Annotated in this window: 14 protein-coding genes and 1 riboswitch; of the genes, 8 read left to right on the top strand and 6 right to left on the bottom strand. The window is 39.1% G+C overall.

Going from position 1 to position 19,513, the window contains the following annotated elements; all coding sequences use genetic code 11:
* Positions 1 to 2: 2 nt before the first annotated feature.
* Positions 3 to 187, bottom strand: a riboswitch (cobalamin riboswitch).
* A 163-nt stretch (positions 188 to 350) separates the two neighbouring features.
* The 6 genes from BMW39_RS04600 to ku all read right to left on the bottom strand — a co-directional run bounded on the left by BMW39_RS04600 (position 351) and on the right by ku (position 11,335).
* Positions 351 to 884 carry a hypothetical protein gene (locus BMW39_RS04600; RefSeq protein WP_034979704.1) on the bottom strand — a complete coding sequence of 178 codons (534 nt, stop codon included), beginning with the start codon at positions 882 to 884 and terminating at the stop codon, positions 351 to 353.
* Positions 885 to 901: 17 nt separating this feature from the next.
* A complete protein-coding gene (locus BMW39_RS04595) occupies positions 902 to 6,802 on the bottom strand; it encodes a lectin-like domain-containing protein (protein WP_034979707.1) in 5,901 nt (1,966 codons plus the stop codon).
* Positions 6,803 to 6,880: 78 nt separating this feature from the next.
* Positions 6,881 to 7,507 carry a hypothetical protein gene (locus BMW39_RS04590; protein WP_034979711.1) on the bottom strand — a complete coding sequence of 209 codons (627 nt, stop codon included), beginning with the start codon at positions 7,505 to 7,507 and terminating at the stop codon, positions 6,881 to 6,883.
* 433 nt (positions 7,508 to 7,940) lie between these two features.
* Positions 7,941 to 9,803 (bottom strand): DNA ligase D, encoded by a 1,863-nt coding sequence (gene ligD / locus BMW39_RS04585; RefSeq protein ID WP_034979716.1) that lies wholly within the window; start codon positions 9,801 to 9,803, stop codon positions 7,941 to 7,943.
* Positions 9,804 to 9,868: 65 nt separating this feature from the next.
* A complete protein-coding gene (locus BMW39_RS04580; RefSeq protein ID WP_034979719.1) occupies positions 9,869 to 10,480 on the bottom strand; it encodes a DNA polymerase ligase N-terminal domain-containing protein in 612 nt (203 codons plus the stop codon).
* A gap of 75 nt (positions 10,481 to 10,555) precedes the next feature.
* Positions 10,556 to 11,335 carry a non-homologous end joining protein Ku gene (ku, locus tag BMW39_RS04575; RefSeq protein WP_034967648.1) on the bottom strand — a complete coding sequence of 260 codons (780 nt, stop codon included), beginning with the start codon at positions 11,333 to 11,335 and terminating at the stop codon, positions 10,556 to 10,558.
* Between the two features lie 167 nt (positions 11,336 to 11,502).
* Between ku and BMW39_RS04570 the strand changes: the two genes are divergently transcribed.
* From BMW39_RS04570 to BMW39_RS04535, 8 genes are all read left to right on the top strand, one after another.
* The gene (locus BMW39_RS04570; protein ID WP_034979721.1) at positions 11,503 to 12,009 is read left to right on the top strand and encodes a pyridoxamine 5'-phosphate oxidase family protein; all 507 of its coding nucleotides are present in this window, start codon (positions 11,503 to 11,505) and stop codon (positions 12,007 to 12,009) included.
* Positions 12,010 to 12,136: 127 nt separating this feature from the next.
* Positions 12,137 to 12,727, top strand: a complete 591-nt coding sequence (locus tag BMW39_RS04565; RefSeq protein WP_034979725.1) for a TetR/AcrR family transcriptional regulator — start codon at positions 12,137 to 12,139, stop codon at positions 12,725 to 12,727.
* Between the two features lie 67 nt (positions 12,728 to 12,794).
* Positions 12,795 to 13,253 carry a hypothetical protein gene (locus BMW39_RS04560; protein ID WP_034979726.1) on the top strand — a complete coding sequence of 153 codons (459 nt, stop codon included), beginning with the start codon at positions 12,795 to 12,797 and terminating at the stop codon, positions 13,251 to 13,253.
* A 2-nt stretch (positions 13,254 to 13,255) separates the two neighbouring features.
* Complete coding sequence (locus BMW39_RS04555; RefSeq protein ID WP_034979729.1) at positions 13,256 to 13,558, top strand: DUF3817 domain-containing protein; 303 nt, start codon at positions 13,256 to 13,258, stop codon at positions 13,556 to 13,558.
* A complete protein-coding gene (locus tag BMW39_RS04550) occupies positions 13,555 to 13,914 on the top strand; it encodes a rhodanese-like domain-containing protein (protein WP_034979732.1) in 360 nt (119 codons plus the stop codon). The genes BMW39_RS04555 and BMW39_RS04550 overlap by 4 nt, the downstream gene beginning before the upstream one ends.
* A 47-nt stretch (positions 13,915 to 13,961) precedes the next feature.
* Positions 13,962 to 14,984 (top strand): ligase-associated DNA damage response exonuclease, encoded by a 1,023-nt coding sequence (locus tag BMW39_RS04545; RefSeq protein WP_034979735.1) that lies wholly within the window; start codon positions 13,962 to 13,964, stop codon positions 14,982 to 14,984.
* A gap of 302 nt (positions 14,985 to 15,286) precedes the next feature.
* Positions 15,287 to 16,867 carry an ATP-dependent DNA ligase gene (locus BMW39_RS04540; RefSeq protein ID WP_034979738.1) on the top strand — a complete coding sequence of 527 codons (1,581 nt, stop codon included), beginning with the start codon at positions 15,287 to 15,289 and terminating at the stop codon, positions 16,865 to 16,867.
* 162 nt (positions 16,868 to 17,029) lie between these two features.
* Positions 17,030 to 19,486: a ligase-associated DNA damage response DEXH box helicase gene (locus BMW39_RS04535; RefSeq protein ID WP_034979742.1), complete on the top strand. Its 2,457-nt coding sequence runs from the start codon at positions 17,030 to 17,032 to the stop codon at positions 19,484 to 19,486.
* Positions 19,487 to 19,513: the final 27 nt, after the last annotated feature.

The raw sequence follows: 19,513 nt of genomic DNA, 5'->3' as shown, positions 1-19,513 counted from the left end.
TCAAATATTAAAACATTCTGGCAGGTCTTCTGACTTACTTCATTTTTGAAATCCTTCCCATCTTGCGACAGTGGATATAATTTCCAAAAACCTTTGTGTGAAGCTTACAGCAGCGGGTCTGCTCCGGATTTTCACCGGATTCCCTATTAAGCGCTTTTTACGGCTCACCAGATTGGCGCAAAGATATATAAAATAGGTTTATAAAGCACCGCTCTCTTTTTGTTTCGTTAAAATTTAAATTAATTACTAATTATCAATAACTTACAACTTCAAATCACTAAAACAAAAGGAACCACAGAATAATCTGCAGTTCCTTTTTTTATTAATATGTAGAGAAAAATACGTCTCTTCTATTTCCAATAGTTCCAAACCGTGCCGTCAAAGACAGCCAAACTTCGGCTCGTGGTATCGTAACACATCATTCCTGGGTAAGGATTCAGCACATTCAAATGTGGATTCGCAACCCAAGGCAAAACCATTGCTTTGTTGGCAGCTTCCAAGACCAAAACACCTTTTGCGGCACTCGTGGCCGAACCAATGATGGTTCCCTGATTTGGGACGATTTCATCAGAAGTATTTGGGGTGATTTTTGCTTCGCTGCCAGGGTCGCTCAGGTTGACCCAAGTCTGGTTTTGATACATTTTGACGCGGTCATCACTTCTATCAAAAAGAAAAGTGCCGTTGTTTACCGCTGGAGTCGCAGTAGTGATCGCGTTATTTACATTTTCGACTCCAGACAGGATAATACCTTTTTTGTTTGTTGTGGCATTATCAAACTCCAAAAGGACACTGGCGTTTGTAATCGTACTTTTGCCAATTGCAACCTGCGCGTTGACATTAGTCATAATTAAGCTCAAAACCGCTGTGAATATTATGTTTTTCATTTGTTTAATTATTTAGATTAATTACTAGCCGTGTTACAACTTCTCTCTAGACATTTCCAGTTGATGCCATTGAAAAGTTTCACACAAGCATCCTGAATATCATAAACCAACATTCCCGCAAATGGTGAAGCGATGGAATCTGTAGCCTGCGGTACAAAACTTACGTGCGCAACTCTTGTGATCACAAGGCCTTTCTCTTTGGATTCCAGAACGATGTGACCATTCGGGATATTCTCTGGCCAATTTGTCTGTTTCTGCTGAACTGAGATTCCTACTCTCGTAATTTCTCCTGTTCCCGCAGCAGGTGGTTGTGTACAATAACAAGCAGTAATCGCTCCGTTTTGCGAATCTCCAACTGCTTGTCCTGTTGTATTGCTGTAGCCAGTAGGCAATGTGGCAAACTGTGGTAATCCGATGTTTGCTCCGCTTGTACTAATACACGTGGTACATATATTCTGATTCACACTGGTGCTTCCACCGTTTACAGTTCCTCCAGCAGTTAACAGTTGATTTGCCAGAATATTAGCACCACCTTCCAAAGCATCGGAACATCCGTCGGCATCGGAATCTAAGTCTAGTCTGTTTGGAATCCCGTCCATGTCAGAATCACACTCCAGATACAAAACGACCTCATAAGTAGGATCTGCAAATCTGGTAGTGGTAGAGAACCCGAATCTTTTGTCTCCGAAATTCATATTGATAAACCTCCAGTCTCCTGGAACTGTTGAAGTAGATTGCTCTGCTCTAAGACTTCTTAAAGTTTTTACAGTAGCTGTTTCGCTGACACTCCACTCTGCTGAATTGACCTCATTTTCTAAGGACGGCAAAGCAAAGGGAATCACTGTGGAACCATCGTAAATATGAATGGTCTTGGTATCTTGACCATAAAATTGTGGATTTTGTGCCATCAATACGAATGAACTTAGTTTTCCGCTTACTGTCCAAATGGTAGGTGCTTCGCCATCTTTTGTCCAAAAGGAATTCGTAAGTGGATGAACTGAAGCATTTTGCAGCGTAATAACCAAAGCTCCTGAATTTGCAGGATAGCCGAACTTAGCACTCAAATCTCTGGTAACTGTTTGATTCTTAACACCCAATGCTAAACCAAAATCTGAAGGAACAATTCCCTTTGCACCTCCTGTTCCATCTGAGTAATACGATTGTAATTTTGTGTACATAATACTGACCGCATTGCTACATTCTTCAGTATCCAAAATCCCGTCATTATCATCATCCACATCTTGCCAATCAGGGATGCCATCGCCATCAGAATCAAGACAGTCATTTTTGCTTACATCTTGGGAATTGCCAATAGTTTGTCCTGTGGCCACTATCGTAGGAACACCAAGTGTAGTTGCTGTATTACCCACTGTATTTCCAAGGTTTTGATTTGGAGTCTGAGTCGCAAGCGGACCAACGGTCACCGTCACCAAGCTGGAAGCTGCGATTGTATTTCCACCTTCTATTGCATCTGTACATCCATCGCCATCAGAATCTAGATCCAGACGATTTGGAATACCATCACCATCGTTGTCTAGATCGATTGGAAGACTGCAAATATTAGCAAAACGTATTCTCTGATCATTAAAATACAGACCTGTGGATGCCGTGTACCCAAAATATACTTTACTAGCGCCACCAAAATAGCTGGTAATAGGAGTTGATGCAGGGAAAGTATAAGTTCCCGCATTGATGCCACCTACCGTGTAAGATAGTGTTTTAGTCTGGAAGTTCCAGTTGATCACTACTGCCTTCCACGTACCATCTTCAAGCTCACCAAGGTCTGCAGCTGCAGTCAATAAACCAGCTCCGGCTTGATTGCTAGATACCCAAATCTGACCGTGATCATTCGCGATGTCACCAACACCCTCGCCTGCATTTTCAAAAGTATCTATCTCGAGAACTATTCCGTTCGCAATACCCCTTGCACCCATTCCAACACCAGTACTTCCTAAAGCATTAACACCCAGTGGAGAATTGTGAAAAACAGCAGCAATACCATCTGCTCCTGTAGCATTGTTGTTCCCTAAATTAGCTTCATAATTAAGAGTGAAACTTTTAGAAAAATCAATTTTCCCATAAGACCACATTTGCCCGGCCTCACTACCAATTGCTGCAGTCAATTGTATTTCATTGCTGCTTATCGCGTTTGCTGTTCCATTAAGTTCAAAGACCGTACTTGCAGTAGCGCCAGCACCTAGTCCATTTTCTACACAGTCTAAGATGCCGTCGTTATCATCATCCAGATCCTGCCAGTCAGGAATTGTATCTCCATCAGAATCTAAACAGTCGTTTCTAGAAGCATCTTGGGACTGACCGATTGCTTGACCTGTAGCCACAGCTGTTGGAATACCTGTGGTAATATCTATTGCGGTTCCAAAATTGGTATTTGGCGTTTGTGTTGCGATAGGTCCAGAAGCTGATGTTGTTGGATTAAAATCTCCCGCTCCTTCTCTCGCATCTGGACAGCCATCACCGTCAGAATCCAAGTCTAAATTATTAGGGATACCATCTCCATCCGTATCTCCACAGATTTGAAGACTTATATTCTCAAAGAAAATATCATCTGCATTTCCATTGCTGTTGGGAGATGAATACACTAATGCAAAGGTTCCACTTGCAGGCACTGAATAAGGTAGAGCCAACGCCAAATCGGTGTAAGGTCCTATTGCACTTCCGTTATTAAAACTATTAAGTACATTCGTATTTACAGTGGCACCATTACTTGCCACAATTGTACCTGGACCACTAGCACCACTTATGCTGGTCAATGTCGCATAGGTAACGCCTGCATATTGAATTAAGACATTGATACCCGTATTATTAAGGAATAGATTATCCCTATTCTGAACTCTTATATTAAATACCGGCGAAGTGTTAGGATATTTAATATTGGTTAAATTCTGAGATAATGTTTGTGTTGTATTTTCTAAATTAAACACAATGGCATTATTATTTTGAGATGTTACAGTTCCACTACTTAATGACCAACCTGGAACTGAAGAAAGAACAACATTAGTCCCAAAGCCATCAAAAGTACCTGAAGTAATTTTTTCGATAGAATTACACTCTAAAGTATCAGGAATACCATCATTATCATCATCCAAATCCTGCCAATCAGGAATTGTATCTCCATCAGAATCTAAACAGTCGTTTCTTGAAAGATCCTGAGATTGTCCAACCCCTTGTCCTGCACCTACAGCTGTTGGAATACCTGTGGTAATATCTACCGCGGTTCCAAAATTGGTATTTGGCGTTTGCGTTGCGATAGGTCCCGAAGCTGATGTTGTTGGATTAAAATCCCCCGCTCCTTCTCTTGCATCTGGACAGCCATCACCATCAGAATCTAGATCCAAACTATTTGGAATCCCATCAACATCTGTATCCGTTCCACAATTGAAACTCAGTGTTGGTGCTTCGGAAATATCAAGCCAAGTATATGCTGAGAGATTTGTGGTCAATGCTCCCTCATTAGCTCCTGTATGGGTATTAATGCGTATTAAATTACCGCTATTACTACCTATCAGATCACCATTGGCTCCAAAGAACAATTGAGACGAAGCTGCTGGTGACGCAGTACCTAACAAGGACCATGCTGAAGCAGGTGCAGTTACGGAAAGATTCAAAGCTGCCAGATCCAATCTGTAGATTTGACCACCAGAATTAATATAAACGATTCCTGAGCGGCTAATCGCCATATCACCTAAATCAAAACCCGCAACAGGATTTGCTACTTTACTAAGTGAAGACGCGTTTCCAGTGGCATCAAAAATAACTCTAAACAAACCTTGATTCGTTCCATCATCATCATAAATGTAATAATCTCCGTTATACATAGAACCACCACCGCCGGACGCATCTAAAGTTGAAAGAAAGTTAGAGGTGCTTACTGTCACCACAGTATTTGTAGAAAATTGATAAGCAGATATTGCTCCCTGAGTACCTCCAGGAGTAAACAGAATCCTGTTCCTAGAAGCATCAGTTGCCAAGTGATTAGCACCAACTGTTCCCAGAATACTTGCACTTATCAAGACAGGAGCATAATTTGTACCAGTAAAGCCATACAAATCTGTTCCCGTGGAAGCACTTCTCAGTCCAAATCCTGTATAATTATAGATCGCACCTCCGCCACACTCAGCAGAATCCAAGATACCATCATTATCGTCATCAAAATCACATTTATTATAAACGCCGTCATTGTCGGAGTCCAAGGTGTCAATTCTTGCTATCACGGGAGCTGAAGCAGGAGTATAACAATTTGCGGCAGTTGAATAATAAAAAGCATAGTAAGTTCCGGCACCAGCTGCAGTGATGCCAGTACCTGTAACTTGAGTTCCCGCAGCACGGTTGCTTGTGGTAAACCAGAGCAACAATGCATTGGTCGGTACAGTTCCTGTATGAGCGTTATTTAGATTGACCGTCGGCTGAGAGCAGGCATTTTCTAAAGATGTAAAAACCGATGGTCCTGTATTTCCTGCAGTACATGCAGTCACTCCAAATCTGTTAACTGTATTACTCGCACTATTGGCGGTTCCAATCGTTAGGGTGAATTCTCCGTTTGGTGTTCCATCACTTGTTCCCGAAGCTGTACTTTCACCAACTGTTCCCCAACCGTCTGGCAATTCTTTAACTGGTGCAGGCTGACCAACGACACCTTGATTTCTGCTTAACTGAAATCTTACAACATCATTTTCAATTAGATTCCCTCCTGAAGGAAAGCTAAAAATACCGGTATTGCTAACCAAAGATGTTGCTATAACATTCCCATTTACATCGACTGCATTCACATAAAGTGTATTGGCTGTATTCCAAACGCCTCCACCAGTACCTCCACCATCAATAGTTCCACCATTATTATCCCGGTAAACTGTTCCAGAAACACTTGGTCGGGCTAAAGGAAGCAGCACGTTCATACGCCCATAGAAAGTTAAGATTTTAGTACTAGAACTTCTGGAAAAAGTAACACTTGGATTTCCTGTAACACCTGTGAGGTAGATTGACTTTAGCGCTATGCCATCCGCCTCATTATTGGGCATATAGGTAGTCGTCTGTTCTAAACCAACTAAGTTTCGACCTAAATTATTTGTTGAATTGATGGAATGAACATCCGTCCAACCAGCTGTATTATTAAGTGCAACATCCTGAGAAACTGCACCTATGGTATAATACACGACATTGGCCTGAGTTGTACCTACAGGTATTGCGGTTCCTGTAGGCGCTGCCGCTGTTAGCGATGTAAATGTTGTCGAAGCTGAAGGAAAATCAGTGACATTTCCGGAAGGGAGGGATGGTTGCTGACTCGCATTTTCAAATATAGCTACACTAATGACAACATCATCCCCTGCAGACAAAGGTGGCTTACCTGCAATAGTAGGAAAGGAAAAATTTGTAAGTCCTGTGGGTAAATCTTGATTTAATATTCTGTAAACAAATAGTGATGTACTGAAATGAGCGGTAGTAGGAGCATTATTTGTTGCGGCAAAATAATTATAGCGAGAAGTTTGAGTGTTTATAGCTGTGCCGATATTGAGCTGTGGAGTTGCATCAGCGTTTGCACCTGGATAATTTGAACCAGGTGTAACGTGATCCCTCTCAAAATAAGCATTTACATACATTACCCTGTTTTTTCCCGCAGGAATATTGTAAGAGAAAGCAGGAACTCCAGCTGCTCCAGCACCTTTGGTCGTATAGGTAAACTGACCTATAAGTGTTGGTGTCTGAGCTGACAAAATACCTGATGTTACAAGCACCAATGCCAAAGTAGAAATCAAAGAACTGAGCTTATTATTTCTGTTAACAGGAACCGCTTCAGATTTTCTGATAATTTCTAAAATACAGTTTCTGAGATTGGCGTATACCGATACCAACCAGACAAATTGAAATTTATCTTTTATAAATTTGGATAAAGTTTTTTTCATTTTTAGTTGTATAAAAATTATTAATTAAAGCATCACCGCTACATAAGTAAATCATGAAGAAGTGTTGATTGATAAGTTTTATACAAGCACTGGCGGTGGCCTTACAAAGAGTAATGCAAATTGATTATTTGAAATTAGAGAATCAGAATACGAGAATGATCCTGAAGTGATATCAATGGTGATCTTATTAAAATCAAAAAACTGCAATATGACATCAGCGTTTTCGATCTTGTTGTTGGAAGGCGTGAAGATGGCCAACCGGGATTTGGAAAACGTGGTAAAATTGATCTCGGAAGGGATTTTACCAGAGAACTTATATCGATTGACAAAGACCTTTTCCTTTACATGCTTCTTTTCTTTTTTGGCAAGAAGTATTTTCTTTGCAACAGGTTTGGCGTGTTCTACTTTTTGTTTTGTAACAGGAGCTTTGGTCCTTACAACTGTAAAATTAGTATCACCTCCTGTAACCATCGTGGTTCCAGGCGTTATGTAGATCGTAACATTTGAAGGCGTTTGATCTTGTTGATCAATAGAGGCAGAATCTCTTACAGAAGTCGCTTCTCCGTCACTAACTATTTTATCCGTTTCAATACCAACATGGGCGGACAAAAAGTGAATGAGAAAAAAAAACAAAAAACCACACATTTTTCTCGTATTGAGAAAAATATCTGATTGATATTCTCTTAAAAATTGTTTTTTTTCCATCATCGTGATTTCTAAATATCTTAATCAATTGAACAAGAAATCATCTAAAAAGTGAGTATAGATAAGCTTCTTGATATTTAATTTAAACAATTGATTAATAAATATTTATAACTACATCGACAAAAGTAAAATAATTAATTTGAATAACAAAATAAATAACAATAGGCTAATATTATTACAGGATTCTAATGATTAATCATTTATTAAGCTAAAATCAACAGAATAGTAGCTTTAATTAAATTTATAATTATTCAAACCGATGATTAGGAGCAACTTAAGATAATATTATAAGTGGATAAAGATTTTATTTCAATCTAGGAGATAAACAATTAAGAATATGACATGATTTCAAAGTAGATATTATATTGATGCGATAACGAAATCACAGAAAGACAGTCCAAATTTCTGTGATTAAATGAAGATTTGACAGAAATCATTTTTCCAACTTCTTGATCACCTTCAACATATCAACACCTTTTCCAAGGACTGTTTTGAAAAGGTCGCCTTTCTCCTTCAAGCGTTCCAAAGCATTGTGAATCGTGAAATCCGTCGGCTTTAAACCAACTTTCACCTCATCCCATTCCAAAGGCATCGATACGGTCGCACCTTCTTTTGGTCGCAGACTGTAAACGCTCGCGAGCGTCTGTCCACGGCGGTTTTGAAGATAATCGAGATAGATTTTGTTTTTATCCCGTTTTTGAAGACTTCTTTCAAGCGTTGTCAAATCCGGCAATTTTTGCTGAACCATTTGCATCAAAAGATGTCCAAAATCCTTGACTTGGTCGTAATCATATTTCGCACCCATCGGAATGTAAATATGAATTCCCGAACTCCCAGAAGTCTTCGGAACAGCTTTGATTCCTGCTAAATCCAAAACTTCTTTCACCGCCAAAGTGGTTTCTATGACGTCTTCAAACGTATTTTTGTCTGATGGGTCAAGGTCCAAAACCAAGTAATCGGGGAAATCGGCTTTCGGTAATCGGCTGGTCCAGACATTCAGTTCAATGCAACCGAGATTGTTGAGATAAGCCAAAGTTTCCTTGTCATTGCAAATGATGTAATTGATGTATTTGTCACTGCTTTCCGAGAAAACTTTTTCAATTTCAATCCAATTGGGCGTTTCTTCGGAAGCATCTTTTTGGTAAAAACTCAAGCCTTTGATGCCGTTCGGAAAACGGTTCATAGATTGCGGACGCGCTTTGAGATGTGGCAGAATATATTTCGAAATGCTTTGGTAATAATCGATGACATCGCCCTTGCTCACGTCATCATCGGGAAAATAGATTTTGTTCTGATTCGTTAGTTTCAGCTCTTGTTTTCCGATTTTTTTGGTGATTTCGTTTTTGGCAGTTCTGGTTTTTGGTTCGGCTTTTTTCACAATTTCGTTTTTTGATTTGTTTTCAGCATTGAATTCCACCTCTTTCGGTTTCACATCGTCGCGAAGTCGCAGGAAAACGGGATGACGGTAAATAAAATCTTTGGTGACTTCCGTAAATTTGATTTCAGCAACCAATTCCGGTTTTATCCAAGTCGCTTTCGCATTGGTCTTCGGCGTGATTTTGAAGACCGATTTTTCGACAATCAAAGGTTTCATTAATTGATGAAGTTCAGAAAGCGCTTTGTCGTTGAAACCTGTTCCCGTGTGACCACAAAAAACCATTTCGCCGTCCAAATATTTCCCGAGAATCAGGGAACCAAATTTATTCCGAGAGCCTTTCGGTTCCGTAAATCCGCAGATAATTGCTTCATCGGTTTGGTTGATTTTAATCTTCAGCCACTCCGAACTTCGGACACCTTCTTTGTAAGTGCTGTCGATTTTCTTCGCCACAATGCCTTCCAAACCAAGGTCATTTGCGACTTGATAAAAATCTTTTCCGTCTTTGATAATGTGGTCGTGGAATTGGACAATGTCGTTTTGAACCAAAGCTTCTTTCAGCAATTCTTTTCGTTCAAGATAAGTCAGTTCCTCGGTTGAATGTCCGTTAAGCCAAAGCAAATCGAACACCTGATAAATCAAGGCCAAATCAGGATTATCACCAATTCTCTGAAGCCATTGGAAGTTCGGTTTTCCCTTGTCATCGTACGCTACAATTTCGCCATCCAGAATCATCTCGTGCTCCTGAAGTTTCAATGCATTCGCCACTTTCTTGAATTTCTGAGAAAAATCCAGTCCGTTTCTGGAATACAATCCAACAGAATCATTTCTCAAATCTGCAATTGCCCGGTAACCATCCCATTTGATTTCAAATGCCCATTCCGCATCATCAAAAGGTTTATCAGTGGTTTTGCACAACATCGGCACAATGAATTCCGACAGTTTTTTCTCACCTGAAAGTGCTGGCGTATAATTTTTAAAATGCTTTATGCTTTCGGAGGCGGTATTTTTTTTTTACTGTCTTTCCCTTCTAGGTAAGCCGTTACTTTTGAGTTTTTGGATGTGTGTTCTTCGGCGTTGTAATCGTCGGAAACTGCGAAATCGTCTTTATGTTTGATGAGCAACCAAGCGTTGTCCTCTTGCGGATTTTTGATTTTGACCAATGCAAACTCGCCTTTCAATTTCTTGCCGTGAAGAATAAATTTCAAAGATTGCTTATGCAGTTCGGCACGCATCACAAGGTCATCTGTTTTGCCTTTTACTTTTTCGATGGGTTCGTACGTTCCTTCATCCCAAATTTCAACTTCACCAGCGCCATAATTTCCTTTCGGAATCGAGCCTTCAAAAGTTCTGTACTCGTAAGGATGGTCTTCCACCATCATCGCCAATCGTTTGTCAGAAGGATTCAGCGATGGTCCTTTCGGAACAGCCCAACTTTTCAAAACGCCTTCCATTTCCAATCGAAAATCGTAATGCAATCGCGACGCAGCGTGCCTTTGAATCACGAATTTCAGTTTTTTACCACTCGCCTTTTCCTTTCCACTCGGTTCTGAAGTTTCTTTGAAGTTTCTTTTTTTGTTGTAATCCTCTAAAGCCATAATTGATAAATGATGAATTATAAATGATTTCAATTCTAAAGCCTGAATATTTTTTCTTTTTTCTTCTATCTTTTTTTATCCAGCTTTTTTCTTTTTGCCTTCGAGACTGGCTTTCAGCATTGCCATTAAGTCGGTGGTTTTTCCTTTTGGTTCTTTTTCTTCCACCAATTTCACTTTTTTGCCTTTTGCCTTTTGCTTGATGATTTTCAATAAATCTGCGTTGTAAGTGTCCTTGTATTTTAAAGGGTCAAAAGTGGTTGCCAAAGATTTGATTAAGGACTCAGCCATTTTAAGTTCGTCCGGTTTCGGCGCTTTTCCAGTTGGGATTTTCAAATCTTCGTAGCTTCTCATTTCCTCGGGATAACGCATTCTGTTGACCATCAATATTTTGTCATCATAAGGCCGAATCAAACAAAGGATTTCACGTTCTCTTAAAATAAAAGAACCGATGCCGGCCATTTTGGTTTTCATTAATGATTTTAATAATAATTTGTAGGCCGCTTCGCCATTCTTTTGAGGTTCAAGGAAATATGGTGTTTCGAACAAGGCAGAATCAATTTCATCTTGTTTTACAAACTGCGCAATACTGAGAACTTTTGATTTTTCCGGACTTGCGGCCGCGAAATCTTCTTTATCAAGAACAATATATTTGTCCTCAAGTTTGTAACCTTTGACAATATTTTCCCAAACCACTTCTTTTCCAGATTTCTCGTTCACACGTTTGAATTTGATATTACTCAAATCCTTGCTGTCCAACATATCCAAATCCAAAGTGCTGGAATCTGTCGCAGAATATAATTTGATGGGAATATTCACAAGTCCAAAGCCAATGGCGCCATTCCAGATTGCTCTCATAATTCAGTTTTTAAAATTGAAATTAATAATGAAAAATTATTACTGATTCTGTTACAATAAATATTCCATCATCAAAACTTTTAAAATTTCATTATTAATAGGATTGAAATCTTTTAGCACATTATTTGTAACTGCTACAGAAATCAATCACTAAAAAATAAATTATTATGTCTACAAAAGATTTAACAAACCAAGAAGCAATAGAAAAAATCAAGGAACTGTCGGAAAAAGCGAGAATCTGTATGTTTTGTACAGAGTTGGACAGATTGCCAGTAAACTCCAGACCAATGGGAATCCAGGAAACCGACGAAAATGGAAATCTATGGTTCATCAGCAGTGAAACGAGCAACAAAAATTTCGAAATCAAAGAAGACAAGCGCGTTCAGCTTTATTTTATGAACAACAGCGATTCCGAATATCTTTCCATCTTTGGCGATGCTTACATTTATAAAGACAAATCCACCATCGAGGACAAATGGTCGCCAATGGCAAACGCCTGGTTCGACGGGAAAGATGACCCCAACGTTTCCATCATCCGAGTTGAGCCGAAAGAAACTTATTATTGGGATACGAAAGCCGGCAAATTGGTAAGTCTTCTTACTTTCGCCACAGCAGCAATCACAGGAAATAAAACCGACAATTCTGACGGAGTGGAAGGAAACGCGACGATTTAATTTTCTAAATTAAGAATATAATTTCTCCAGCGATAATCATTTATTGTTGGAGATTTTTTTTGATTGAAATTTAAATTTCGAAAATAAATAATTTTGTTCCTTTGCAAAACAGACCAATAGGTATTTTATGAAAAAATCTCAGGAAACCCGCTTAAATATTCTTCAGAAAGCTTTTGAACTGATTTACCAAAAAGGGTATCAGACAACAAGTGTTGATGAAATTATTGCTACAACTCAGGTTACGAAAGGTGCCTTTTATTATCACTTTAAAATCAAAGATGAAATGGGTCTGGCGATTCTCAATGAACTGATGATCCCCAATTTTAAAAACAACTTCATCCAGCCTTTTCAAACTGAGGGAAATCCTTTGGACACGATTTATAATTTACTTCATTATTTACTGATGGAAAGTAAAGATTTAAAAGTGGAATACGGCTGTCCGGCCTCCAATTTCACTCAGGAAATGGCGCCGTGGAATATTGATTTTACAAAAGTTTTAAATAACCTCTCCCTCGACTGGGAAAAAACAATGATCGATGCCATTGAAAAGGCTAAGAAGGAACAAGTTTTAAAATCTGACGTAAACGCAAAAGAGGTTGCTGTTTTTGTAATATCGGGATATTGGGGTGTACGGAATTTAGGTAAACTTGAAAATTCAAAATCTGTATATCTTATTTATTTAAAAGGACTTAAGAATTATTTTGAAAGCCTGAAATAATTTTTTCTTTAAAAACATACTAATTAGTATGTTTCTGCTTTATCTTTGCTATATTAAAGTTTAAACAATGTATCAAACGCTTACATTTCTCCATTCCATATTTCGCTGGCTGGTTTTACTGAGTTTGCTCTACTCGATTTTCAGAGCTTATCAAGGTTACTTTTCCGATAAAATCTTTTCAAAAACAGAAGATTCCGTCAGACACTGGACGGCGACCATTGCACATATTCAACTGGTTTTGGGAATCACCTTATATTCTCAAAGTCCCATTATCAAATATTTTTGGAAGAATTTCACCGAAGCCCGAGAATCTTTTGACTTATTTTTTTTCGGATTGATTCACATTTCACTGATGCTTATTTCCATTATTCTAATTACCATTGGTTCCTCCATTTCAAAAAGAAAGACCGATGACAGGGAGAAATTTAAGACAATATTAATTTACTTCGTTATCGCTTTAGTGATAATTTTCATCGCTATTCCGTGGCCATTTTCACCGCTCGCCAACAGACCTTATTTCAGATAATTATGATTAATTTATTTAGAACAAAAATCGGACGCCTGAGAATCATTGCCATTCTTGAAGGGATTTCGTTATTAACCTTGGTATTTATCGCCGTACCTTTAAAATATGGATTTGATAATCCTGCTTTCGTCAAAATGATGGGCCCAATTCACGGTTCATTATTTCTGCTTTTTTTATTCAATACGTTAAGTGTTGGCGTCGAACAAAACTGGAAGTTTAAAGAAACAACCTGGAAAGTTCTTTTGGCTTGCATCATTCCGTTCGGAACATTTTATATCGATAAAAAAATCCTGAGCAAACTATGAAGAATATCTTGATTTTCTGCGGAGTAATCTTGTTGATTTATGTTGTATACAGAGTTTATCAATATCAGACTTTGGACGATGGTCTAGACAAATTGATTAAAAACGGAGCTGTAATTTTAGATGTAAGAACAGAAAAAGAATTTGAAACTGGACATATCGCTGGTTCACAGAATATTTCTTTAGGAACAATCCGTGAAAGATATATTGAACTTGACCCTGATAAAACGTATATCACAGTCTGCAGTCACGGTTTGCGAAGTGTAAAAGTGGAATCTATTTTAAAGGAAAAAGGATTCAAAAAAGTATACAACGGCGGTGCGTGGAGTGATTTGCAGAAAAGTCTTGAACAAAAGTAATTTGGTTAGGTTTTTGAATATTCAGAGACACACTAATCATCGCACTTTTGAAACTCATCACATTCACAAACAAAGGTATTTACTGTCCGCAGGGAAAATTTTACATTGACCCGTGGCGACCTGTAGATTATGCGGTCATCACGCACGGACACGCCGACCATGCGCGTTGGGGAATGAAAAAATACCTTTGTCACCATTTTACAAAACCAATTTTACATCAAAGAATTTCTCCGGACATAGAATGTCAGACCTTGCAGTACGGCGAGGTTTTAGACATTAATGGTGTCAAACTTTCGATGCATCCGGCTGGTCATATCATTGGCTCGGCACAAATTCGCTTGGAATATAAAGGTTATGTGAGCGTGATTTCAGGTGACTATAAAGTTCAGGATGATGGTTTGAGTACACCGTTTGAGTTGGTAAAATGCAATGAATTTGTGACGGAAAGTACTTTCGGACTTCCCATTTACAACTGGCTCGAAGTTCCGGATTTAAATAAGAGACTGCAGAATTGGGTTTTACGAAATCAGGAAAATCAGAAGACTTCTGTGTTCATCGGATATTCTTTGGGTAAAGCACAAAGAATTATGAAAGCCGTAGAAGGAATGGGAAAAATCCACGTTCACTACTCGATTGGCAAACTTAACAAAGCCTTTGAAGAAGTCGGCATCGTGCTTCCTGATTATGAAGTTCCCGATTTCAGGGAAAGCATTAAACACGTTGCGGGCGATATTGTGATTGTTCCTCCGGCTTTGTTGGACAGCAATGTCATCAAGAAAATTCCTGATGCAGCAACTGCAATTTGCTCCGGTTGGATGCAGGTTCGTGGTGCCAGAAGGTGGCGTAGTATGGATGCAGGTTTTCCGATGAGCGACCACGCCGACTGGAAAGGATTATTGCAGGCCATCAAAGCAACGGAAGCAGAAATAGTCCACGTAACGCACGGACAAACCGAAGTTTTTTCTAAATATTTAAATGAATTGGGAATTAAATCTGATGTTGTGGAAACTTTGTATGGCGACGATGATGAAGAGGTAACTGAAAAAGAAGTTGTAAAAGATGATGATTGATTCTAAATAACCTTGACAAGGTTGATAGCAAACTTCAAAAACAGATATCACATTGAAAAATGTTGAATATTATTTAACAGCTCCGTAGGAGCGAACTGCTAATAGCAGATTAGAACAAGAATTATAATAGCTCCGTAGGAACGACCTGTTAATTTTTAAACATCGAATTGCTCGCAGCCCGACTTGAGTGTAAATCCTTTTTTTGCATAAAATGAAACTTCAATTAAAGACAAAACGTCTTGCAAAAAAAGATTGAGAACGTAAGGCGGATACAGCTGCCCAAATTAAACAAAAGATAAGAAATGAAAAATTTCGCAGAACTCATCAATGCTCTCGAAAGCACGAATAAAACCAATGCTAAAATCGATGCCATCATCGATTATCTTGAGCGTGCACCTGATGATGATAAATTGTGGTTCATCGCCCTGTTTACGGGGAAAAGACCTAAGCGGAATGTGAACACCAACTATATGAAAGAATGGGCGTTGGAAATTACCCAACTGCCATTCTGGCTCTTCCAGGAAAGTTATTCTTCAGTCGGCGATTTGGGTGAAACGATATCCTTGATTCTTCCGCCACCAACTGAAAAAATAGAGAAAACTTTATCTGAATGGATGAATGAAATCATCGGACTTAAAACGAAAACCGAAGCTGAGAAAAAGGAATTTGTTCTTAATTCCTGGAACGGTTTGGATTATACGGAACGATTGATTTTCAATAAATTACTGGGTGGAAGTTTCAGAATTGGGGTTTCCTCGAAGACTCTGATTAATTCTCTGACCAAATTTTCCGGACAGGAAGCGAGCACGTTGATGCACAGTTTAATGGGAAAATGGCAACCGGATGAAGTTTCATTTCATGAACTGATTTCTGCTGAAAATATCAATCCCGACAATTCAAAACCCTACCCTTTCTGTCTGGCTTATCCGCTTGAAAAAGAGCTGGAAGATTTGGGAAAACCTGAGGAATGGCTCATCGAATACAAGTGGGACGGAATCCGTGGACAAATTATCAGACGAAATAATGAAGTTTTCATCTGGTCGCGTGGTGAAGAATTGGTTACCGAGCAATTTCCTGAAATTGCCGAGACCGTGAAAGTGATGAAAGGCAACTTTGTGATAGATGGAGAAATACTTGCGGTAATGGAAGGTAATGTTTTAAACTTTAATGAATTACAGAAACGTTTGAACCGTAAAACTTTAACTAAAAAAATGCTCGCCGAAATTCCGATTGAAGTTTTTGCATATGATATTTTGGAACTGGAAGGAACTGACTTAAGGGAAAAACCTATCTCCGCCAGAAGAGCAATGTTGGAAGAATTATTATTAAATGAAGCGCCAGAAAACATTAAAATTTCTCAGGCCATTGATTTTGAAGACTGGAGCAAATTAGATTTAATCAGAGAAAATTCGAGGGAAATCAATAGTGAAGGCTTAATGCTGAAACAGAAAAATTCACACTACCATTCCGGACGGAAAAAAGGCGACTGGTGGAAATGGAAAATCAGTCCGTTGACGATTGATGCAGTTCTGATTTACGCCCAAAAAGGAAGCGGACGACGAAGCGCCTACTACACCGATTACAGTTTTGCCGTGAAAAGTGGCGATAAATTGGTTACCATTGCCAAAGCTTATTCGGGATTGACGGATAAAGAGATAATGGAAGTGAGCAAATTTGTCAATAAAAATGCTATTGAAAAATTCGGACCCGTCCGCACTGTGAAAGCCGAGTTGGTTTTCGAGATTGCGTTTGAAGGAATTGGCTTCAGTAACCGACACAAAAGTGGTGTGGCATTGCGTTTTCCAAGGATTTTAAGATGGCGGAAAGACAAAACCGTGAATGATATTGATGATATTGAAGAGATTAAGAAATTGATACAATAACGGAAAAAATTAACCACAAAAGTCACAAAAGTTTTTTGTGTTTTGATTAATGAGAATCAAAAGTTCAAAAAAGCTGATGCAAAAGGCTTTTTTGAACTTTAATAAGTATTAATTAAAACTTTTCTTTTGTGACTTTTGTGGTGAAATATTATGCAGTAAAAAATGAGCAACTACGAAAATACCGAAGGCTTTAAAATCATTCAGAACTGGATGATGGAAAAAGGCAACGCGCCATTTAAATTTCAGGTCGATACCTGGAAGAAATTTAGCAGTGGCTATAGCGGAATGGTGGTAGCTCCGACCGGTTTTGGCAAAACGTTTTCTGTATTTTTAGCTTTGGTTTCAGATTTTCTGACAAATCCTGACAAGTACAAAAAGGGGCTTAAAATGATTTGGATTACGCCTCTTCGTTCTCTTTCCAAAGACATAGCCAAGGCAATGCAGGAAGCAATTGATGAGATTGGTTTAGATTGGGCAGTTGGCGTGAGAAATGGCGACACCGACCCGAAAGTCCGGCAGCAACAGGTAAAAAATATGCCTGAAATTCTAGTGGTCACACCTGAAAGTTTACATTTACTTTTAGGACAGAAAAATCATCAGCGGTTCTTCACCAATATGCATTGCGTTGCAGTGGATGAGTGGCACGAATTGCTTGGTTCAAAACGGGGCGTGATGGTCGAATTGGGGATTTCACAACTCTTTCATTATGTTCCGAAACTTAAAATCTGGGGAATTACCGCAACCATCGGAAATCTTGATGAAGCGCAGGATGTTTTGATTCCCTATGATATTAAGAAGACAAAAATTACGGCGAAAGAACTTAAGAAAATCGATATCATTTCGGTTTTTCCGGATGAAGTTGAACTTTTGCCCTGGGCAGGGCATCTCGGACAAAAATTAGCCGATAAAGTGGTTCCGATTATTTTGGAATCAAAATCGACCATCGTCTTTACGAATACGAGGAGCCAGAGTGAAATGTGGTATCAGCTTCTGCTGAATGCCTATCCTGATTTTGCCGGACAAATCGCTATTCACCACAGTTCGATTGATGCGCATCTCAGAATTTGGATTGAGGAAAATTTAAGTTCAGGAAAGTTAAAAGCCGTCGTTTCAACGTCATCTTTGGATTTGGGAATTGACTTTAAACCTGTCGATACAGTCATTCAAATCGGCTCTGCGAAAGGCGTTGCGAGATTTCTGCAACGTGCCGGACGAAGCGGCCACTCCCCTTTTGAAACCTCAAAAATTTTCTGTGTTCCCACGCATTCTTTGGAACTGATTGAAGTTGCGGCTTTGAAAGAAGCCGTAAAACAGAAAGTGATTGAGCCTCGAGAACCTGTGGTTTTGTGTTTCGATGTCTTGGTTCAGTTTCTGATGACTTTGGCGGTTGGCGATGGATTTTTACCGAACGAAGTTTACGAAAGAATTAAAAAAGTCTATACTTTTCAGGAAATCAGAGATGAGGAATGGAAAGCGATGATTGATTTCCTCACGATTGGTGGAAGTGCTTTAAAAAGCTACGAAGAATATCACAAGGTCGTCGTTATGGAAGACGGTTTGCACAAAGTGACTTCCAGAAAAATTGCAATGCTCCACCGGATGAATATGGGTGCAATCGTAAGCGATGCGATGCTGAAAGTGAAATTTATTTCCGGCGGTTACATCGGGATGGTTGAGGAATATTTTATTTCAAGACTGAAAAAAGAAGAGAAATTTATTCTGGCCGGTCGTGTTTTAGAGGTGGCAATGATTAAAGATATGACCGTTTTCGTGCGGGCTTCCAAAGGAAAAGCGCAGGCTCCGAGTTATCTGGGCGGACGATTGCCTTTAAGTTCCAATCTAGGTCATTTTTTAAGAGAAAAACTATCCGGTGCATTAAACCCGAAAGCGTCTGAGAAGGAACTGAAGTTTCTGCATCCACTTTTGGCGAATCAGGAAAAACGCTCTCACATTCCAAGAGAAGATGAATTTTTGATTGAATTAATTAAAAACCGCGAAGGTTATCATTTGTTTATGTACCCATTTGAGGGGCGTTTGGTGCACGAAGTGATGGCGGCTTTGATTGCCTACCGAATTTCAAAACTGGCTCCGATTTCTTTTTCGATGGCGATGAATGACTACGGTTTTGAATTGTTCAGCGACAAAGAAATTCCTGTGACTGAAGATAATTTAGATAGAATTCTGACCAGAGATAATCTGATGGTTGATGTGATTTCGAGTATCAATTCAGCGGAAATGGCAAGCCGCAAATTCAGAGATATTGCGGTGATTTCGGGAATGGTCGTGCAGAATTTCCCTGGACAGCAACGTTCGAATAAAGCTTTACAAAGTTCAGCCGGATTGATTTTCAAAGTGCTGGAAGATTACGACCCGAATCATTTTCTCGTGAGACAGGCCTATACGGAAGTTTTTAATATGCAGTTGCAGGAACAGCGATTGGTCGAAGCTTTTAAAAGGATTGAAAAATCGAAGTTTATTTTAAAATATTCCAATAAATTTACGCCTTTAAGTTTTCCGATTAAAGTTGACAGTTTAAGACAGACTTTGACGAGTGAAAATCTCGATGCGAGAATTCAAAAATTAATTAAACAATCCGGTAGAAATATTAAAGACGATTGAGTCGAAAGATATCCGTAAAGTTGTCAT

Source organism: Epilithonimonas lactis (assembly GCF_900110605.1).
GTDB lineage: Bacteria > Bacteroidota > Bacteroidia > Flavobacteriales > Weeksellaceae > Epilithonimonas > Epilithonimonas lactis.
Note: the sequence above shows the minus strand (reverse complement) of the source record. Positions and strands in the feature narration are given on the sequence as shown.